Annotated in this window: 13 protein-coding genes; 6 read left to right on the forward strand and 7 right to left on the reverse strand. The window is 41.8% G+C overall.

Translation table 11 applies throughout. The features are described 5' to 3' along the window. Nucleotides 1-2 precede the first annotated feature (2 nt). Nucleotides 3-2,027 (reverse strand): AAA-like domain-containing protein, encoded by a 2,025-nt coding sequence (locus HC246_RS18720; protein WP_225903049.1) that lies wholly within the window; start codon nucleotides 2,025-2,027, stop codon nucleotides 3-5. A gap of 572 nt (nucleotides 2,028-2,599) precedes the next feature. Here HC246_RS18720 and HC246_RS18725 point away from each other — a divergent pair. Both HC246_RS18725 and HC246_RS18730 read left to right on the forward strand, forming a co-directional pair. After that, a complete protein-coding gene (locus tag HC246_RS18725; RefSeq protein WP_169364960.1) occupies nucleotides 2,600-3,565 on the forward strand; it encodes a glycosyltransferase family 2 protein in 966 nt (321 codons plus the stop codon). A gap of 76 nt (nucleotides 3,566-3,641) precedes the next feature. Then, on the forward strand, nucleotides 3,642-4,664 hold the full coding sequence (locus HC246_RS18730) for a glycosyltransferase family 2 protein (protein WP_169364961.1): 1,023 nt from the start codon (nucleotides 3,642-3,644) through the stop codon (nucleotides 4,662-4,664). 43 nt (nucleotides 4,665-4,707) lie between these two features. Here the strand turns inward: HC246_RS18730 and rpsN are convergent, their stop codons facing one another. Then, nucleotides 4,708-5,013: a 30S ribosomal protein S14 gene (gene rpsN / locus HC246_RS18735; RefSeq protein ID WP_169364962.1), complete on the reverse strand. Its 306-nt coding sequence runs from the start codon at nucleotides 5,011-5,013 to the stop codon at nucleotides 4,708-4,710. 453 nt (nucleotides 5,014-5,466) lie between these two features. On the opposite strand from rpsN, the gene HC246_RS18740 reads away from it, so the two are divergent. Further along, on the forward strand, nucleotides 5,467-7,224 hold the full coding sequence (locus HC246_RS18740; protein ID WP_225903050.1) for a SulP family inorganic anion transporter: 1,758 nt from the start codon (nucleotides 5,467-5,469) through the stop codon (nucleotides 7,222-7,224). 151 nt (nucleotides 7,225-7,375) lie between these two features. Here the strand turns inward: HC246_RS18740 and HC246_RS18745 are convergent, their stop codons facing one another. Next, nucleotides 7,376-7,582, reverse strand: a complete 207-nt coding sequence (locus tag HC246_RS18745) for a hypothetical protein (protein ID WP_169364963.1) — start codon at nucleotides 7,580-7,582, stop codon at nucleotides 7,376-7,378. A 395-nt stretch (nucleotides 7,583-7,977) separates the two neighbouring features. Between HC246_RS18745 and HC246_RS18750 the strand changes: the two genes are divergently transcribed. The 3 genes from HC246_RS18750 to HC246_RS18760 all read left to right on the forward strand — a co-directional run bounded on the left by HC246_RS18750 (nucleotide 7,978) and on the right by HC246_RS18760 (nucleotide 11,760). Further along, entirely contained in the window at nucleotides 7,978-10,038 is a 2,061-nt protein-coding gene (locus HC246_RS18750; RefSeq protein WP_169364964.1) for a M48 family metalloprotease, read from the forward strand. A gap of 501 nt (nucleotides 10,039-10,539) precedes the next feature. Continuing rightward, complete coding sequence (locus HC246_RS18755) at nucleotides 10,540-10,989, forward strand: hypothetical protein (protein ID WP_169364965.1); 450 nt, start codon at nucleotides 10,540-10,542, stop codon at nucleotides 10,987-10,989. Nucleotides 10,990-11,121: 132 nt separating this feature from the next. Beyond that, the gene (locus HC246_RS18760) at nucleotides 11,122-11,760 is read left to right on the forward strand and encodes a lysozyme inhibitor LprI family protein (RefSeq protein WP_169364966.1); all 639 of its coding nucleotides are present in this window, start codon (nucleotides 11,122-11,124) and stop codon (nucleotides 11,758-11,760) included. 34 nt (nucleotides 11,761-11,794) lie between these two features. Here HC246_RS18760 and HC246_RS18765 read toward each other — a convergent pair whose 3' ends face one another. From HC246_RS18765 to HC246_RS18780, 4 genes are all read right to left on the reverse strand, one after another. Continuing rightward, nucleotides 11,795-12,181 carry a ribosomal maturation YjgA family protein gene (locus tag HC246_RS18765; protein ID WP_169364967.1) on the reverse strand — a complete coding sequence of 129 codons (387 nt, stop codon included), beginning with the start codon at nucleotides 12,179-12,181 and terminating at the stop codon, nucleotides 11,795-11,797. Nucleotides 12,182-12,235: 54 nt separating this feature from the next. Continuing rightward, nucleotides 12,236-14,692 carry an ATP-dependent DNA helicase RecG gene (gene recG / locus HC246_RS18770; protein WP_169364968.1) on the reverse strand — a complete coding sequence of 819 codons (2,457 nt, stop codon included), beginning with the start codon at nucleotides 14,690-14,692 and terminating at the stop codon, nucleotides 12,236-12,238. A gap of 14 nt (nucleotides 14,693-14,706) precedes the next feature. Next, a complete protein-coding gene (locus tag HC246_RS18775) occupies nucleotides 14,707-15,972 on the reverse strand; it encodes a site-2 protease family protein (protein ID WP_169364969.1) in 1,266 nt (421 codons plus the stop codon). A 136-nt stretch (nucleotides 15,973-16,108) separates the two neighbouring features. Then, nucleotides 16,109-17,179: an LOG family protein gene (locus HC246_RS18780; protein ID WP_169364970.1), complete on the reverse strand. Its 1,071-nt coding sequence runs from the start codon at nucleotides 17,177-17,179 to the stop codon at nucleotides 16,109-16,111. Nucleotides 17,180-17,242: the final 63 nt, after the last annotated feature.

Consider the following 17,242-nt stretch of genomic DNA (forward strand, 5'->3'; position numbering starts at 1 on the left):
CCCTACTCGATTCTTAAACTTTGGCGAAAGTATCGATAATAAAGTTCACACATCGGAATAACCAGATTACCTTTGAATTTGACTAAGCCAATATTTCTGAGTTTAAAAGCGACACGACTATCTAACTGTAAAGGGCTATCACTAGCAATCAGGCTTTTAAAAGCTTCCATCATTTCAGGTTCTTGTTTTAAGTTTTCTAATTGATGACGTAGATGATCGTTATAAATACCTTCTTCAGTAGCAGCTAGTTTTTCTAAATTTTCCCAATCCGTCCTTCCACTTGCTATTTGATAGAGAGCTTGTCTTACTAAATAAGGATGCCCACCCGTCAAGATATGCAAACGCTCAACTTGCTTAGGAAACCAATTAAGTTGATGACGAACTACTAAATCTTCCAGTTGTGAATATGTAAATTCTGGCAATTCAATAGGTAAGCCTACGTTAAAGGGAGATTCGTGTATCTTCAAAGGAATATATACTTCCTTTGAGTGGACGATTACTAATCGTAATTTCTTCCAAATATCCTCATTCTTGCCCTTTTCGTGCCACGATCTAAGTAACCCAAAAAAATCAGTAGCAATCTTAGGATATTGAAAAATCAAATCTACTTCATCTAGTCCAAGTACCAAAGGTAATTCATTAGAGGTTAATAGATAGCGCTGAAAGTACTTAGTACATTTGTTCTTACTTCCTAAAACTCCGTGCCAATATTCTCCCAGATTCTCTTCAAGATCTAGCTCAGAAGCAACACTTGCACATAACCATTGCAAAAACAGATCTAGATTCTCAAAGATATCTCGATCCGCTTGCTGAAAATTTAGATGGACAACTTGATATTCATTAGATTTAGCAAAGGCAAGTATCCTTGAAAGCAAGGATGATTTGCCCATTTGTCCAGATGCTTTAATCCGAATGAGTGAGCCATCACGAAGGATAGTATCTCGACAGTCTTGTTCAATTGGAAGCCTTTGGATATAGAGATGAGATCCTATTGATACCTGACCTTTTGGCTCTTCTAAATGCTCTAACCGCAGTTGTGATTGTGAGACATGCACAAGTGTTCTCGTCTCACCAGAAATATTGAGAAGTTTAGATGTTGCCTTTAAAGATTCATTGGGAAATTCATTGGGAAAATTACGAACATTCCTTAGTGGAGCTAGTTGTCGCTGATCACTATTTCTTTCCTTGTCAATCCTGTCTAAATCTTCAGTATTCATCAAGTAATAAGTCTGTGGAAGCATGTCAAAGGGAGATAATGGTGCTCTCAACAAAATTGCCCCATTACTAATTAAGGGATGTAACTGCTTAGCGATCGCTAGTGGATCTTTACCCAGTAATGCACCTATTTGACAAAAGTTAGCACCTCGTAAAAGTCGCCCAAGCTTTTGTACATTTTTAGTAGACATGTACTTTTCAGCTATTGCTTGACTAACTAAATATGGGCATTGATAGGGTGATAGGATTGTAGGTCCAAATTCATACCACAATTCGAGGCGATGTGTAACGATATCAATAATCCTATCGATAGATAAACTACAGTAGGTTGATATCAAGAAATGTTCGTGATAGATTCCATTGAACTCCCCATTTGGTAGGCTTAAGAAAGCCTCAATCACTTCTAAGATAATCTTTTCTACCAGCTTAATTGCCATAGGCTTTGGCAAATGCTTTTCACTTACGAGCCAGATGATCGCAAGGTACTCAACACTAAGAAGTTCCGACGCAACCACATAGTCGTTATCTCGTGATGGGTTCTCAAACATTATTCGCAGTTGCTTTCGCAATTTACTATCAAGGGCTGGTAGTTTGCGACTTAAGCTACGCAAATGTCTTTCTAATCTTTCAAAGCTATCTAATGAATGCGCGGCATAAACTATTTTCCCGTTCTCAACGTAAAAAGACCAACGAATACCGTTGTTTACCACATAAACACAACCGTCTCTGCTTAGCTCTAGGCTTTTTAGCATTTCTCTAGTAGTCTCTGTCTTATCCCCACTTACGTCACCTAAGTCAAGATCACCATACATAAAGATTGCAGAATATTAGAGTGATACAAATTAGAATAGCATAAGTCAAAATCAGTTATAGATAGTTACATTAATGTGGGTTTCTGCTGTTATAAGGTGGGGTAAATCACCACTTTATACCGGTTGATTTTTGAATTGTTCTAATACAATTGCTTCGAGTTACAAAAAGTTTGACAAACAGATTTGATTTGTTAACTGTTATCAGGAAAATTCAGCATTTTGGCTTAATTGCACAAACTCTAATTACTTTAGCGCTTTAATTATAAATAAATAGGATTTAATAGAATTTTGTCTTGGATCTTTAGGGGAAAAACTTATACGAGCTATTTCCCAACATTACTTGTCAAAAGTTTGTCTCGATAAATTCTTGCGGTTATTTTGCCATTTTTATTGCCTCTAAAAATATTTTCCCATTTCTACTTTCTCGCATCTCATTTAGGATTGATATAGTAATCTAAGGGTTCTGCTATTTAATAAAGAACTAAATTTTTTGTGGCTGGGCAAAGCCTCACCCACAAAATCGGTTCCTTATGTTACTGAACGTCCCTAATTGAGGTAATTGAGGTCAAGTAATGAGCGATCGCCAACCTACTGTTTCTGTGATCATCCCAGCATATAATGCGGCTAATTTCATCAGCCAAACTATTGAATCTGTTCTAAATCAAACCTTTACAGATTTTGAATTATTAGTCATTGATGACGGCTCCACAGATAATACATTGGCAGTAACAAATCAATATGCTTTACGCGATCGCCGTATCCAAGTTTTATCTCAAACTAATCAGGGCGTATCAGCTACACGCAATTACGGAGTTCAAATTGCTAAGGGGAATTTAATCGCCTTCCTTGATGCAGATGATCTGTGGTTCCCAGATAAACTCACTTTACATATCCAGCATTTTCATGCAAATCCAAACCTAGCAGTCAGTTTTAGTCGAGTCGAATTTATCAATTTTCAAGGGGAACCTACAGGACAGTTATCTACTTCGCGCCTCACAGATCTTAAAGCTGAGGATTTCCTCTACGAAAATCCCACTACTACAGTTTCCAATATTATTACTCGCTCTCAGGTCTTTGCAGAAGTGGGTGGCTTTGCTGAAGATATGAGCTATTCTGAAGATCTTGAATGGTTATTTCGAGTGCTCTGTCATCAAGATCATATCTGGCAGATTGAAGGCATCGATCGCGTATTACTTTACTATCGCGCTAGTCCATCAGGTCTCTCAGCATCACTATATCGAATGGAAGCAGGATGGGACTTACTCATTGATAGAGCAAAAAAGTATGCCCCTAGTCTGGTACAGCGGCATTATTCCATTGCTAGAGCCGTACATTTACGCTATTTGGCGCGACGTGCTTTTCGACTGCAATTACCAGCCTCAGTCGGGTTAGACTTTATCAATCGGGCGATAGTTTCTGATTGGCGGATTCTATTCCGTGAGCCACATCGTACTTTATTGACAATATTGGCAGTCTACGGGCGCTATTTCCTGAGTTTATTTCAAGGCAAAAAGCAATTGATTGCCAAATCAAAATGATTGGCATAAGGATGAGAATCATGCAATTGCTATATGTTTAGTTTCTAGAATTTTGCGAGTGTTTAGGGAGGTGGCTATGCCTAAGGTTTCAGTAATTGTTCCTGTCTACAATGTTGAGAAATATATTGCAGAAACTATTAATTCAGTTTTGGCACAGACCTTTACTGATTTTGAAATAATAATCATTGATGATGAGTCAAAAGATCGCAGTATTGAAATTTGTGAAAACTTTATAGATCCAAGGATCAAAATTGTCCGTCAAAAAAATCGGGGACTTGCGGGAGCGCGAAATACGGGAATTCGTCACGCACAGGGGGAATATTTAGCTTTTTTAGATTCTGATGATGTTTGGCGATCGCAAAAACTGGCGAAACATGTTCAACATTTAGATGAAAATCCTTTAGTTGGAGTTAGTTTCTGTGGATCAGAGTTTATTGATGATGACAGTCAACCCCTTGGAATTTATCAAATTCCGCAAAATAGAGATATTACTCCTGAAATAGTTCTTTGTCGTAATCCTATTGGCAATGGTTCTGTCCCTGTAATTCGTAGAGCTGTATTTCAAGATATTGAATTTCCTGAAAACTTTTATGGAATAGAAGAGAAGTTCTATTTTGACGATCGCTTTCGCCAGTCTGAGGATATTGAATGTTGGGTAAGAATTGCACTAACGACAAATTGGCAACTTGAGGGGATTCCCGATATATTGACACTCTATCGGGTCAATACTGGTAGCCTATCGGCAAATATGCTCAAGCAGTTAGAATCTTGGGAAAAGGCGATCGCTAAAACACGTACCTATGCCCCTGAGTTTATTGCGAAGTGGGAGTCTTTAGCGCGAGCCTATCAATTACGCTATCTTGCTCGTCGGGCAGTCCGTAATCGCGATGGCAAAGCGGCAGTACAACTGATTAATCGTGCCTTAGCCACTAATTGGAAGATCTTACTTTACGAGCCGAAGCGATCGCTCTTGACGATTGTGGCAGCATATCTGATTTGGATTTTACCGAGAGGCTTATATCGCAGTCTAGAAAACTTAGCTCTTAAGGTGACAGGAAAAAATCAACGCAAGGCGATCGCTAATAGTCATAAAAAATAAGAGAGGCGGCGCATTGCGCCGCCTCTCTTATTTTGGGGTGAAACTACCAGCTAGATTTCACAACACCAGGTAATAGTCCTTGGTGAGCCATTTCACGTAAAACGTTGCGGCATACACCAAAATCTTTGTAATAGCCACGAGGTCTGCCAGTCAACCAGCAACGGTTGCGGTGACGAGTGGGGTTAGCATTACGGGGAATTTGTTGAATTTCGCGATGTACTGCGATCTTCTGTTGTTGTGTCAGTTCAGGACTGGCAAACTTTTCTTTAAGTGCTTCGAGCTTAGCTGCATATTTTTCAGCTAACTTAGCGCGCTTTTTTTCGCGCTCGATCATGCTTTTCTTAGCCATTGCGGTTCTATCAGGTGATGTAGAGGTAAAAGTCTAAAAATTTAATACAATTCGCGACAGTTACCGATCATAACCTAAATAGACAGATTATTGAGTATAAATTTTTTAAAGGTAATTAATTACCTCCTGCATTTCCTAATCTTTATACATTTAGCAATAAAACCCAAGAGATGAGTGGCAGCGCTTCGCGCCGCCACTCGTCTCTTGATGACTGAAAACCAAGTACCTTGCCTCTCGCGTATTAGGCGGCACTATAAGGGACTTGCGGATAAAAAATGTCCCACCAAAGTTATCTAGCTTCGACTTCGCTCAGCTAACGTTGGCTGAGCGGAGTCGAAGCCACAGGTACTTTAATTAATAGCAAGCCCTAATCTTGGTTTGGTTTATAAATTGCAATCAAGTTTTAGGTAATCTGGAAGATCTACCTTTAAAAATTAAACCTGAGGTGCATTGTTGACCAATCCTCACTCGATCGCTCCTTTTCCTCTCACATCACGTCCCCATGGATTAGCACGATGGATACCATTAATTGCTGTATTGCGGAATTACAAACGATCTTGGCTGATGCAGGACATTGGCGCAGGGTTAGCGCTGACAGCAATTTTGATCCCCGCAGGAATGGGATATGCCGAGGCTACTAACTTATCCGCGATTTATGGACTCTATGCCACCATTATTCCCTTAATTGCCTATGCTATTTTTGGTCCCAGTCGGATTTTGGTACTAGGTCCCGACTCTGCACTGATTCCATTAATTTCGGCAACTGTGATCCCACTAGCGAATGGAGATCCCATCAAGGCGATCGCGATCGCAGGTATGTTAGCCATTCTTTCGGGGGGAATGTGCATTATCGCTGGCATCGCCCGATTTGGTTTTGTTACTGATTTAATTTCTAAACCCATTCGCTATGGATATCTCAATGGCATTGCTCTAAGCGTCATTATTAGTCAATTACCTAAAATATTTGGCTTCTCTATCAGTGCAAATTCGATGGGAGCAGAACTGAGTGCTTTTATCCAGAATGTCCATGATGGCAAAACGAATTACACGGCTTTTGCGATCGGTGCAGCTTGTTTATTCGTAATTCTAGTTTTGAAACATATTGCACCTAAAATTTCAGGGGTATTAATAGCTGTAGTTGGTGCAACCATTATTAGCTCGCTATTTGACCTGTCTCATCAGGCGGGGATATCTGTAATTGGAGTATTGCCACAGGGATTACCAACATTGCAGATCCCTAATATTACGCCATTGGATTTTCAAACTTTATTATCGAGTGGCTTAGCGATCGCCTTAGTTTCCTTTGCGGATATGAGCTTACTGTCACGGACTTTTGCGATTAGGGGGGGATATAAAGTCGAACGCAATCAAGAATTAATTGCCCTTGGAATTGCCAATATTGCCGCAGGATTATTTCAAGGTTTTTCGGTTAGTAGTAGTGCCTCGCGTACACCAGTTGCTGAGGCAGCAGGAGCCAAAACGCAAATTACAGGAATTGTTGGGGCAATTTGCATTGCGATCGTGTTATTATTTGCGCCCATGCTCTTGCAAAATTTGCCCCAATCAGCGCTTAGTGCAGTAGTGATTTCGGCGGGGATTGCCATTTTCGAGATTTCGGGGACATTGCGGCTTTATAAGTTACGGCGATTTGAGTTTGCCCTATCAATTGTTTGTTTTGCAGGGGTAGCCTTTCTAGGAGTGATTCAAGGGATTTTCATTGCGGTTGGCTTAGCTCTGTTGGCATTTGTGTGGAGTGCATGGCGACCACATTATGCAGTGTTAGGACGAGTTGATGGGATTAAGGGCTATCACGATGTTTCGCGTCATCCTGAAGCTAGACGGATTCCTGGTTTGGTAATTTTTCGCTGGGATGCACCATTATTTTTTGCTAATGCAGAAACCTTTTGCGAACATGTCATGCAAGCTGTAGTGACTGCACCCACGATCACCAATTGGGTTCTAGTTGCCGCAGAGCCTGTAACTGATATCGATCTAACGGCGGCAGATGCGATCGCTGAACTTGACAAAACCCTCTGCCAAGCGGGCATCGAGTTATGTTTTGCAGAAATGAAGGGGCCAACTAAAGATCGTCTAAAGCGCTATGGACTGTTTAATACATTGGGCAAAGAAAACTTTTTTCCCACAATTGGGCAAGCCGTAGATGCTTATTTAGAAATCAATCAGGTGGAATGGAAAGACTGGGATGAATAAGGCTCTTGCGGATAAAAAATGTCCCACCAAAGTTATCTAGCTTCGACTTCGCTCAGCTAACGTTGGCTGAGCGGAGTCGAAGCCACAGGTACTTTAATTAATAGCAAGTCATAAAGTTTAGAGAGAGCCGCTAAGCGGCTCTCTCTAAACTTTATGACTTAATTGTGATCCAATCTCTCTTTAGTAATGCTCGAAATGTTGTAATGCCTTTAGAAAATCCATCGGGATCTTGTAAAACATATTCAGGAAATTCTTCGTAGTTGCGCCATTGTTCCAATGGGCTATGGCGCAAGTGCAAGACATGCTCGCCATCTTCGCGCTTCCAGCACATTTGACCACCAGTTGGGATATTAGACATGGACTCCTCCTGTTACTTAATAAGAACACTGATAGCACTTTTCGAGGTGTTGCATTTGCTGAAAGCAAGCATACAAACCTAATAACTTGAAAATTGCTATAGCGTTTTCGCAATCAATATGAGCAAATTGCTAACCTAATTGTGGCGATCTAAATATTAAATTCTGTAAATATTGTTACCTTAAATATCGCTATTGTCGCCAAATTGGTGTATAGAGCCAAGGCATAATTAGTTCCTTCCAAAGGAGGATTTATTGAAAGTTAAAGCTTGTTGCAAGTTTTTTGTGGCACAGCGAAGCTGCGCCACAAAAAATCGGGTTCTTTAGCACCCTAGTAGTTAATCAGGCTCGGTAAATGTCAAAATAAACTTTAACGTTGCGAGATTGAGGCGAAACGATGTCACTGAAAGCTGGCAAAGAGGCATTGTTGCGAAAACATTACACTGAAGCGATCGCGATCTTGACTGAATATAGCCAAGGTTGTGCAGATCCCACATCCAAAGATTACGTGCAAGCGCAGATTTGGCTGGTTTCTGCATACAAAAAAACGGGACGCGCGGATAAAGCGATCGCTATTTGTGAACAGTTAGAGACCTATGCTGACCCACAGTTACAAAAGTGGGCACAAAAATCTTTAATTACCCTACGTGCAGTCCTTGATGAGCCATCCGATGATCGCATCAAGCGCAATGAAGATGTTGCCTCAGTCATCAAATCTGCGCCTCGCCGCTATCGCAAAAAGGATGTCACCCTAGCACTTCCATCTCGTTATACTTACTTTCTAATTGCCGCAATTCTATTTACGATTCTCGCAATTGTTGGCTTACAGTTTTTAATTGGCTATGCAATTTCACTGATTTTCACCACTACCTTCACGAGTGCTTGGTTAACTGCGATCTCGATTGTGACTTTCGTGGTTAGCATTTTGCTGTTTTTCATGTCACCTTGGATTATTGATATCACCCAAAAGCAGTATCATCGTATTCAATGGATTACGCTGGCAGACTTGGATGAAAAGAGTCCTGAAGCTGTAGAAATCATTGAGAATTTTTGTGAGAAATACAATATTTTTGTGCCGCGCTTGGGGTGGATTGAGGATGATGCGCCTGTTGCCTTTACCTATGGGGTAATTTCTAATTCTGCACGCATTGTCGTTAGTCGAGGTTTATTTGAATGTCTTGATGATGATGAAATCGCCACAGTTTATGCCTATCAATTGGGGAGAATTCGCAATAAAAGTTTTGCAGTCTTGACCTTTATTTCTGCTCCTGTGCAAGTTCTCTATTACCTCTATGTATTACTAAGCCGCCAAAGTTATCGTGCCAAAAGTGCAAAGCAAATCTGGCAAATTGCGGCAACTTTCGCTAATGTGCTCTACTCACTCAGTAATTATTTGTTGGTTTGGCTCTCCCATGCCAGTACGATTGTCAGCGATCGCTTTGCCTCAGAAGTAACGGGAAACCCCAATGCTCTCGCCCGTGCTTTGCCAAAAATGGCAAGGCAAATGTTGCCTTACAATCAACCTGCCATGCCCACTAATCGTCTTTTAGAATCGACAAGAGCCTTGGGTATTTGCGATCGCCAAACGATGACTGCGATCGGGCTAGCGATGGAAATTGCCCATGTGGGACAAACTGATCAAGATCCCTACCGTGTATTCCTATGGGAGCTATTCAATCCTTGGCGACGTTGGCTAGAAATCCATTCTACCCATCCTTTGACTGGCAAGCGTCTGAGGTTTCTATCGGGCTATTCCAAACAGCTCGGACTAGTCACGGAATATGACTTTGCTGAATTATTGAAAGAAGAGAAGAAACTGAATAAAAAGCGTCTATATCAAAACTTTTGGCGCGATTTATTTATTCAAATTTCACCATTTATTGGTGTGGCGATCGCGCTCATCGCCTCTATGTTGTTATATCAACTCTTTAATCGATGGTTATTACTGAGTTTCTCATTGATCGGCTTAGGGCTAGGCTTTATGTTTCAAGGAAGCCTACGCTATCCCGATTTTCGGAAAGTTGCTGATACAGATCTTGTGAGTTTACTGATCGATCCCTATGCTAGCTATGTTCAAGGTTCGCCTGTACAAATACCAGGGGAATTGCTGGGGTATGGTACTGATGAGTTTTATATTGGCTATTCATTACGTTTAGAAGATCAAGGGGGATTAGCTTTTCTCAACTACATTCCCAATTTCCGTCAATGGATTATCGATCCTTCCAATACAATTAAAAATTTAGAGTTACTATGCGATCGCTCAGTACTAGCTTCTGGGTGGTTTCGTCGCGGTAAGTTTCCCATTATTGATCTATCCACTTTACAGCCGATCATGCAGGATAGCCCTAAACACAGAGCTTCTCTAATCAGCTATCACCAGTTTTGGAATAATATCGGTAGTTCCGTTCTCGTATTATTAGGTCTATCAATCTTATTACTAACTTCTCGCTTATTTTGATTCCGAAATTCCAAAAGATAGGTACTGCTTTGCTCTACCACCTATCTTCTGGAATTTAATTAATTGGTAGTGCTAAATAGGTAAAGATGGGCGGCGCGAAGCGCCGCCCATCTTTACCTATTTAACGCGAGTTCGAGATAATTTGAAACGGGCTTTGGGAGAGGGTTTGCTATGCAAACCCTCTCCCAAAGCCCAAAAGTAAAAGCCTTGCTACGCAAGGCTTTTACTTTTGGGCTTTTAAAATTTGTCAGCTTAACCTGAACTGACGTTATTTAGCACTTTTCGTTGCTATAGTGTTGATCTCAACGATAGAGTAAGCAAAAGTTAATGCTAAATCGTTTTTTATTGGTAATATTGTTAACCTGCCAATTAATATGTTTAGGCTTGCTATGGGTTAGCTGTTTCCCTGGGCTGATTTTAGATTTACTATTTATTATTGGTGCCATTATTTATGTATGTGCAATTCCGTTTGCAATCGCCTTAATCTTGGGCGCTATATTTGTGGCACGGCTTGCCAACAAAGAAAAGTTTTTACCAGTTAAACTAGCAAATCAAACTAAATATGATCGCCGTAGATTATTGCTTGCTTTTGCGATCACAATTGGTCTAACTACGATTTTATTAAAAACAAATCTGCCTCAAACAGTTACTTTTGCCCTATCACGTCCTGCTTTTGAAGCGGTAATTGCCGATGCCGATAAACTCAAATCTATTTGTAATAGTAAACCCACTGAGCAACAATTAGGTTTCTATAAGGTCATAGAATGCGATCGCGATAATCGTGGTGGTATTTACTTTAGTACTGGTCAATATGGCTTTCTGTTTGACTCTTTCTACTTTGGATTTGTTTACCAACCTAATCCCCGTGGAAGTCAACATTTTGGTACTAAAGTTTATGAATATCCCATTATTGGTGATTGGTATGGATTTAAAGCTGGCAATAGTTTTTGATAAGTAGCTGGGCATAATTAAAAACCAGAGCCAAAACCTGTGGCGCACGCTGTGCGTGCGCTACAGGTTTTGGGCTTTTATATTTAATTGCGCCCACCTACTTAGTAAAGTCTTAATCAAGATGGTTTAGTTATGAACACAATTTTAAATTCCCTTTCAAATTCTCTTACGCTCGCTTTTGGATTATCCTGTTTAGCGATCGCCCCTGTCGCTGCTGAAACCATTGCCCAATCGCAAATATTTGGTGTAGCAGCTCCTGCCTGTGAGTCCCAAACGCAAATTGGTCTGAATATCTGTGCTTCCCGATGGGCAAAAACTACCAATTTCTTGCGATCGCTGATTTATGAAGAAGTCTCTAGTCAGCAATCTGAAGCAGGTCGAACTCAACTAAAAGTGATCGAAAAAACTTGGACTTCCTATCGAGATAACCATTGCCAAGAAGTGAGTGAACCATTTCGTGAAGGTTCCATTTATCCATTACTTTACTTGAGTTGTCTGGCGAGGGTGACGAATGATCGCATTGCTGATTTACAGGGTACAAACAATCCAAAACTGACACCAGATGCGACGGCTCAGCGCTTAGCCAAAATTCTCAATCAAGGAAATCTCAAGAATTCGGCTGGACAACGTCAATGGTTACAATACCAAGCACAACATTGTCAGTTTGAGTCATTACGCTTTACTGAGCGATCGCAGGTAGTCAAACAATGTCGCGATCGCCTAGCTGAGAGTCGCCTCAGGGAACTAGAAGCATTGGTACGAATTCGCTAATGTGGAAGCGCACCCCGAAAGGGTGCGCTTCCAACTATTGCCTTTTAGGTGCTCTATTTTCCCAAACTAGGATGATTGCCGTACCAAGGACATAGGCAAGGATATCTTTCCAATCAAAGGTTGTGCCTAAAATAATCGCTAAAACCTTGTACTGTCTCCATCCTAACTTATCGATTAGATTGAGGTACTGCAATCCTTCGACAAAACAGGCAAAGACTAAAACCGATAGAGCCGCTACATTTGCCTTGATTTTCCAAAAGGTTCTCACAAAGCTGTAAATGAGGATAACTACTAACACATCGCCAACAAAGGGACGAATAAATTGATCATCGAAAAAAACTGCGATCGCCACTTCTATGAGAAAGAGTAAAACCGTCAAATAGAAATACTGGCGATTGAAAGTAAGTTTATTGGTCATCATTATATTTTCATTAACTAGACAGCGCTTTGCTCTGCCTCCTCTAATTTTAGGATTTTAGGTAAAGATTGCGCCGCCTTGTAAGCGCTGATAGTGCATTTCAAATTCGGCTTTAAGGGCAGGGAAATGTTCTAAAGTGGGATCTTTTTTGATAATGCGTTCGGCGGCTTCACGGGCAATTTGGAAAATCTCTTGACGGGCTGCCTCATCGGGTAAGCGATCCTCAATGGAAAAACCTGCATGACCTGATTGTTCTGTCCCTTCGTCTCTGCCCTTGCCGCGCATCTGAAAATCACGCTCGGCAATAAAAAAGCCATCCTGCGATTGTTCAAGAACTTGTAAACGCTCTTGGGCGGTTTGTGATTTAGAACTGCTCAGTAAGAGGCAATAGGATTGGGATGCACCACGACCAACTCTGCCCCGCAGTTGGTGTAACTGGGCTAAACCAAAGCGATCGGCATGTTCGATTAACATTACAGAAGCATTGGGAATATCGACCCCAACTTCCACAACGGTTGTAGCAACTAGAATTTGAGTCTCGCCCCGACGGAATGTGCTAATCGCTTCATCCTTTTCCGCAGAAGACATTTGTCCATGCAGTAACCCAATTTGGAAGTGCGGAAAAACTACATTCTGTAAATGTTCGCGTTCTTGTGTGGCTGCCTTAATATCTTCCATTTTCTCCGACTCTTCCACTAGAGGCAGCACGATATAAACCTGTCTGCCTTGAGCAATTTCGCGCTTAATCAGATCATAGGCATCTTTGCGCTGTGAAGGTTTGAGCAGGACAGTTTGAATTGGTTTGCGTCCAGGAGGAAGTTCATCAATGACGCTAACTTCGATTTCGGAATTAGTGAGATAGAGAGTACGCGGAATCGGTGTTGCTGTCATGATTAGTACATGGGGATCATTGCCCTTTTGCAAAAGTCGCGATCGCTGATCTCTACCAAAACGATGCTGCTCATCAATTACCGCTAAACCTAATCGCGCAAAGTTTACCCCATCTTGAATTAAGGCATGGGTTCCAATCACTAGAGGTAATTCCCCCGTTTCCAATTGCCTTAAAATCTCGCGCCGCTTGGCAGTTTTGGTGGAACCCGTGAGAATTTCCACGGGGAGATTTAGCTGCATAAACCATTCCACAATCTTGCGATAATGTTGCTCCGTGAGGACTTCCGTAGGAGCCATCAGCGCTGTTTGATAACCTGCCTCGATCGCGGTTAAAAGTGCATATACCGCCACAATTGTTTTACCTGAACCGACATCCCCCTGCACCAGTCGATTCATCGGTGTTTGCCCTTGCAGGTCGGCGCGAATTTCGGCGACAACTCGTTTTTGAGCCTTAGTTAATTCAAAGGGTAGAATTTTTTCGAGCTGAGCGATCGCCTCACTCTTTGGTACAAAATGAATTGCCTTTTGCTGTTGCCGACGATAGAGGGACACAAGGCGGCGATAGAAATATTTATCAAAGGTCAGGCGAATTACGGCTTGCTCCAGCATTTCGCTCGTATCGGGATAATGCACTTGGGCGATCGCCTCTGGCAAGGGCATCATTTGATAATCCCGCAAAAAGCGATCGGGCATCGGATCGCTAATTTGGGATACTGCGGGTAAACATTGAGCGACAAGGCGACGGATTGCTTCGGGGGTAATTCCTTCCGTAAGCGGATAGACTGGTACTACGCGCCCAACGGTTTTCGATTGGATCGTATCTTGAGTATGTTCGAGAACTTCTACTTCATAATTCTCTAGGGTCAAGCCATATTTACTCTGTTTGACTACTCCCGAAGCTGCGATCGTACAGCCTTGGGGATAGAGCTTTTTCTGAGTTTCTTGCCAACCGCGATTGGCGTAGCGTTTACCTGTCCAAAAGCGACTTAATTTGATTTGTCCCGTATGGTCACGCAGAATAATTTCCACAATTGTGAGATTGGGATTTTTAGGACTGGTAAAGCAGCCAAATTTTTTAATCGTCCCGATGACCGTCACCGTATCCCCATCCTTTAGTTCACGAATGGGAATTTGCCGCGCGTAGTCAATATGATCGCGGGGATAGTAACTAAGCACATCACGCACGGTATACAAATCGAGCAGCTTAAACCTAGTTGCCATAAATGAACCAACACCTTCGACATCTTTTAGTTCGGTTTCGGGAGTCAGTTTTTTAATGGTTTTGGGTTCAGTCGTTGCGATCGCGGCCGTTTTAGGTTTCTTCTGCTTCGGTGCTGCATTAGTTTCCGCCAGTTCGCGACGACGCACTTCATAGAGCAAGCGCCTCGTCTCCGCTATTAGATGCTGCCTACGTCCTAGTGGCAAATCACCATATTGAGCATATTGATTAGCAAGGGTTTGGGCTTGTAAGCGATCGCTCATTTCCCAATCGTCAGGCAAATCCTCCTGCAAACTTACTTTTAAAAAATCCGCAAACAGAAATTGCTTTCCCTGCAAATTAGAAAAGCCTCTTTCTGCCTCGATACTCAAGGCTTGCTGTAAGCGGTTTATATCAAGGGGCACAGGATTGAGACTAGTTATTGGTTATTCTGGGTTAACTGTTCACAAATTTCCACTAAACGAAAGTTCGGGGGGAATTTCCCATCGGCTTTAATTTGTTTAATATATTCGGAAGGAATTCGCCAAAGTAGCTTGCTATCTAGGGCTTTGATAATATCGCCACGATCAATTACCCCTGCCACCGATCCAACAGGCGATCGCACAATTACATAACGCAACTGTTTTTGCTCGAGTAGACTGACAATTTTGGAAATTTGGTCTTTGAGTTCGACGGTATCAATCTCATCAAAGGGTTTAATTAGAGCTTGGAGAGATTTTGATGGCCACTCATGGCTATCGATATGACGAATCTGCTCTGCTGACACCAAACCGCGATCACGTCCATTTGCCGAAGCAACATAGATAGGATTCGCGTCCTTATCTTCCATCAAGAGAAATTTATCTGCAAAGTCCCTCAATGAAATATCCGCATCTACCAAGCGAAAATCCCTTGTCATCGCAGCTTCGGCATTAAGATCTAGAAGAGCTTGTTGCAAGTTATTGAGATAGAGATATCCACCTGCACTACCGAACATAAACCAACCGAGGACAATCAAGAAGAGTCCGCCAAAGTTGTTCAACAATATCAGTCCACCTAAGACCATAATCAGGATTCCAAAAAATTGTCCTGATCTGGCTGCCCATCGGATTCCTGCGAAGCGATCGCCTGTTAATTTCCAAATTGCTGCTTTGAGAATATGCCCACCCTCAAAGGGAAGCGCAGGAATGAGACTAAACACGCCAATAAAGAGATTGATTTGAGCAAAATAGAGAGCAATAATTGTCCAAATAGTCCGCATAGTCCCGATACTAGAGGGTAAAGCTTCGATCACTTTGGGATTACTCGATAAAATAGCATCCCCTGCAATTAGCCAAGTGGTTGTAAAGCCAATCGCACTTAAAAATAAGCTAGTTAAAGGTCCTGAAATAGCAATGCTAAATACGGAAAATGGATCTTGAGATTCTCGCTCAACGTTATTTGCTGCCCCCATAAACTGAATATTAATGGAATTGATTTCAACTCCCCTAGCCTTAGCCATGAGACCATGGGCAACTTTATTTAGAGCGATCGATAAGAAGAAGAGAATTGCGGTAATTGCACCATAGCCTAGGGAAAAAGATGGCGATAACTTCGCATAGGCATTTCCTAATAACACAGCAAGAATGCTAAGTATAAGAAACCACGATGGATCAATATATAGTGATATGCCGTAAATACTGCCGATGCGGATACCGCCTCTCATGATATGCCTGTCCTAGATTGATGTACTGATTGGCGCTGAAAGCTATGCCTAACATTTTATAGCAATCAAGCCCTGCAATGAATTGCGGACTAAAAGCTAAAACCCTTTTAAACGGGTTTGTTTAACTTACTTTTGATTAACGCTGCTCAGGATGACAAATCATGGGGTTGCCACTATCACAGGTGTCATTAATTGCTGTGATCAACTCCTGCAATCGTCCAAAGCCATGCTGATTAAAGTACATCGCTAAACGAGGCAGGTTGATAATATGCGGTTCGTTGTCTTCCTTGGGAAGAGCCTGACTCCGCTCGATTCTGCCATTGTTTAACAGATCGCCAAAATTACTATTAAGGCGCTCTAGATGCTCATCGGTAATATCGCAATTTAAGCGAATTACAAATAAATCACCAACCCATCGCGAGGAATGATAAACACTGTAAAAAGATGAAATATACTGACAAGCCTCATCAATATCGTCAGTAATTTTGTAGAGACTCCGATCTTCCTTGACAATTAAGCCCCGTTCAATCAGTTGTTGTTGGACAAAAACATCCCATTGCTTCCAATAATCACCGCCCTTTTTATCCATTAACACCATTGGACGTGGTGTGGTGCGCCCCGTTTGACAAAGCGTTAAGCATTCAAAAAATTCATCCTGTGTGCCAAATCCCCCTGGGAAAAGCGCGATCGCATCGCTTTCTTTCACAAAATATAATTTGCGTGTAAAGAAATAGCGAAACTTAACTAGCCGTGAGTCTTCAGGCACAAAACCATTGCTAGTCTGTTCAAATGGCAAACTGATATTTAAACCAAAGGAATTCTGACCTGCACCTGCATTTCCTGCCGCCATGATGCCCCCACCTGCACCAGTAATTACCATAAAACCTTGCTGGGTAATCCGTTCCGCAAACTCATAGGCTTGTCGATATTCAGGAGCATCCGCATGAGTACGCGCTGAGCCAAAAATACTCACCTTACGATTAAAGCGATAGGGGTGAAACATCGTGATCGCCTTTTGCATATCCTGCAAGGAACCCGTCAAAATTTTCCAGTCGAGACGCTCAGCATTGGTCTGACTAAGTTGGGCGATCGCTTTTAAAGCGCTATAAATTAGCTCCCCATGCTCAGTTGATTCCAGATGATCAACCAGCTTATACAAATCGTCGGCAAGAGCTTTAATGTCTGAAGATGAAGGAATTGTAGCCATAAATGCCATTTTATACCAAACACAATCATCTAAGCTTTTGGCTCATCTAGCTCATCTACGTTT

It is taken from the genome of Pseudanabaena yagii GIHE-NHR1 (assembly GCF_012863495.1).
Lineage (GTDB): Bacteria > Cyanobacteriota > Cyanobacteriia > Pseudanabaenales > Pseudanabaenaceae > Pseudanabaena > Pseudanabaena yagii.

Coding starts and splice junctions, on each gene's coding strand:
- HC246_RS18730 (WP_169364961.1), top strand. CDS start 3,642: ATGCCTAAGGTTTCAGTAATTGTTCCTGTCTACAATGTTGAGAAATAT.
- HC246_RS18720 (WP_225903049.1), bottom strand. CDS start 2,027: ATGTATGGTGATCTTGACTTAGGTGACGTAAGTGGGGATAAGACAGAG.
- HC246_RS18745 (WP_169364963.1), bottom strand. CDS start 7,582: ATGTCTAATATCCCAACTGGTGGTCAAATGTGCTGGAAGCGCGAAGAT.
- HC246_RS18765 (WP_169364967.1), bottom strand. CDS start 12,181: ATGATGACCAATAAACTTACTTTCAATCGCCAGTATTTCTATTTGACG.
- HC246_RS18725 (WP_169364960.1), top strand. CDS start 2,600: ATGAGCGATCGCCAACCTACTGTTTCTGTGATCATCCCAGCATATAAT.
- HC246_RS18760 (WP_169364966.1), top strand. CDS start 11,122: ATGAACACAATTTTAAATTCCCTTTCAAATTCTCTTACGCTCGCTTTT.
- HC246_RS18775 (WP_169364969.1), bottom strand. CDS start 15,972: ATGAGAGGCGGTATCCGCATCGGCAGTATTTACGGCATATCACTATAT.
- rpsN (WP_169364962.1), bottom strand. CDS start 5,013: ATGGCTAAGAAAAGCATGATCGAGCGCGAAAAAAAGCGCGCTAAGTTA.
- HC246_RS18780 (WP_169364970.1), bottom strand. CDS start 17,179: ATGGCTACAATTCCTTCATCTTCAGACATTAAAGCTCTTGCCGACGAT.
- HC246_RS18750 (WP_169364964.1), top strand. CDS start 7,978: ATGTCACTGAAAGCTGGCAAAGAGGCATTGTTGCGAAAACATTACACT.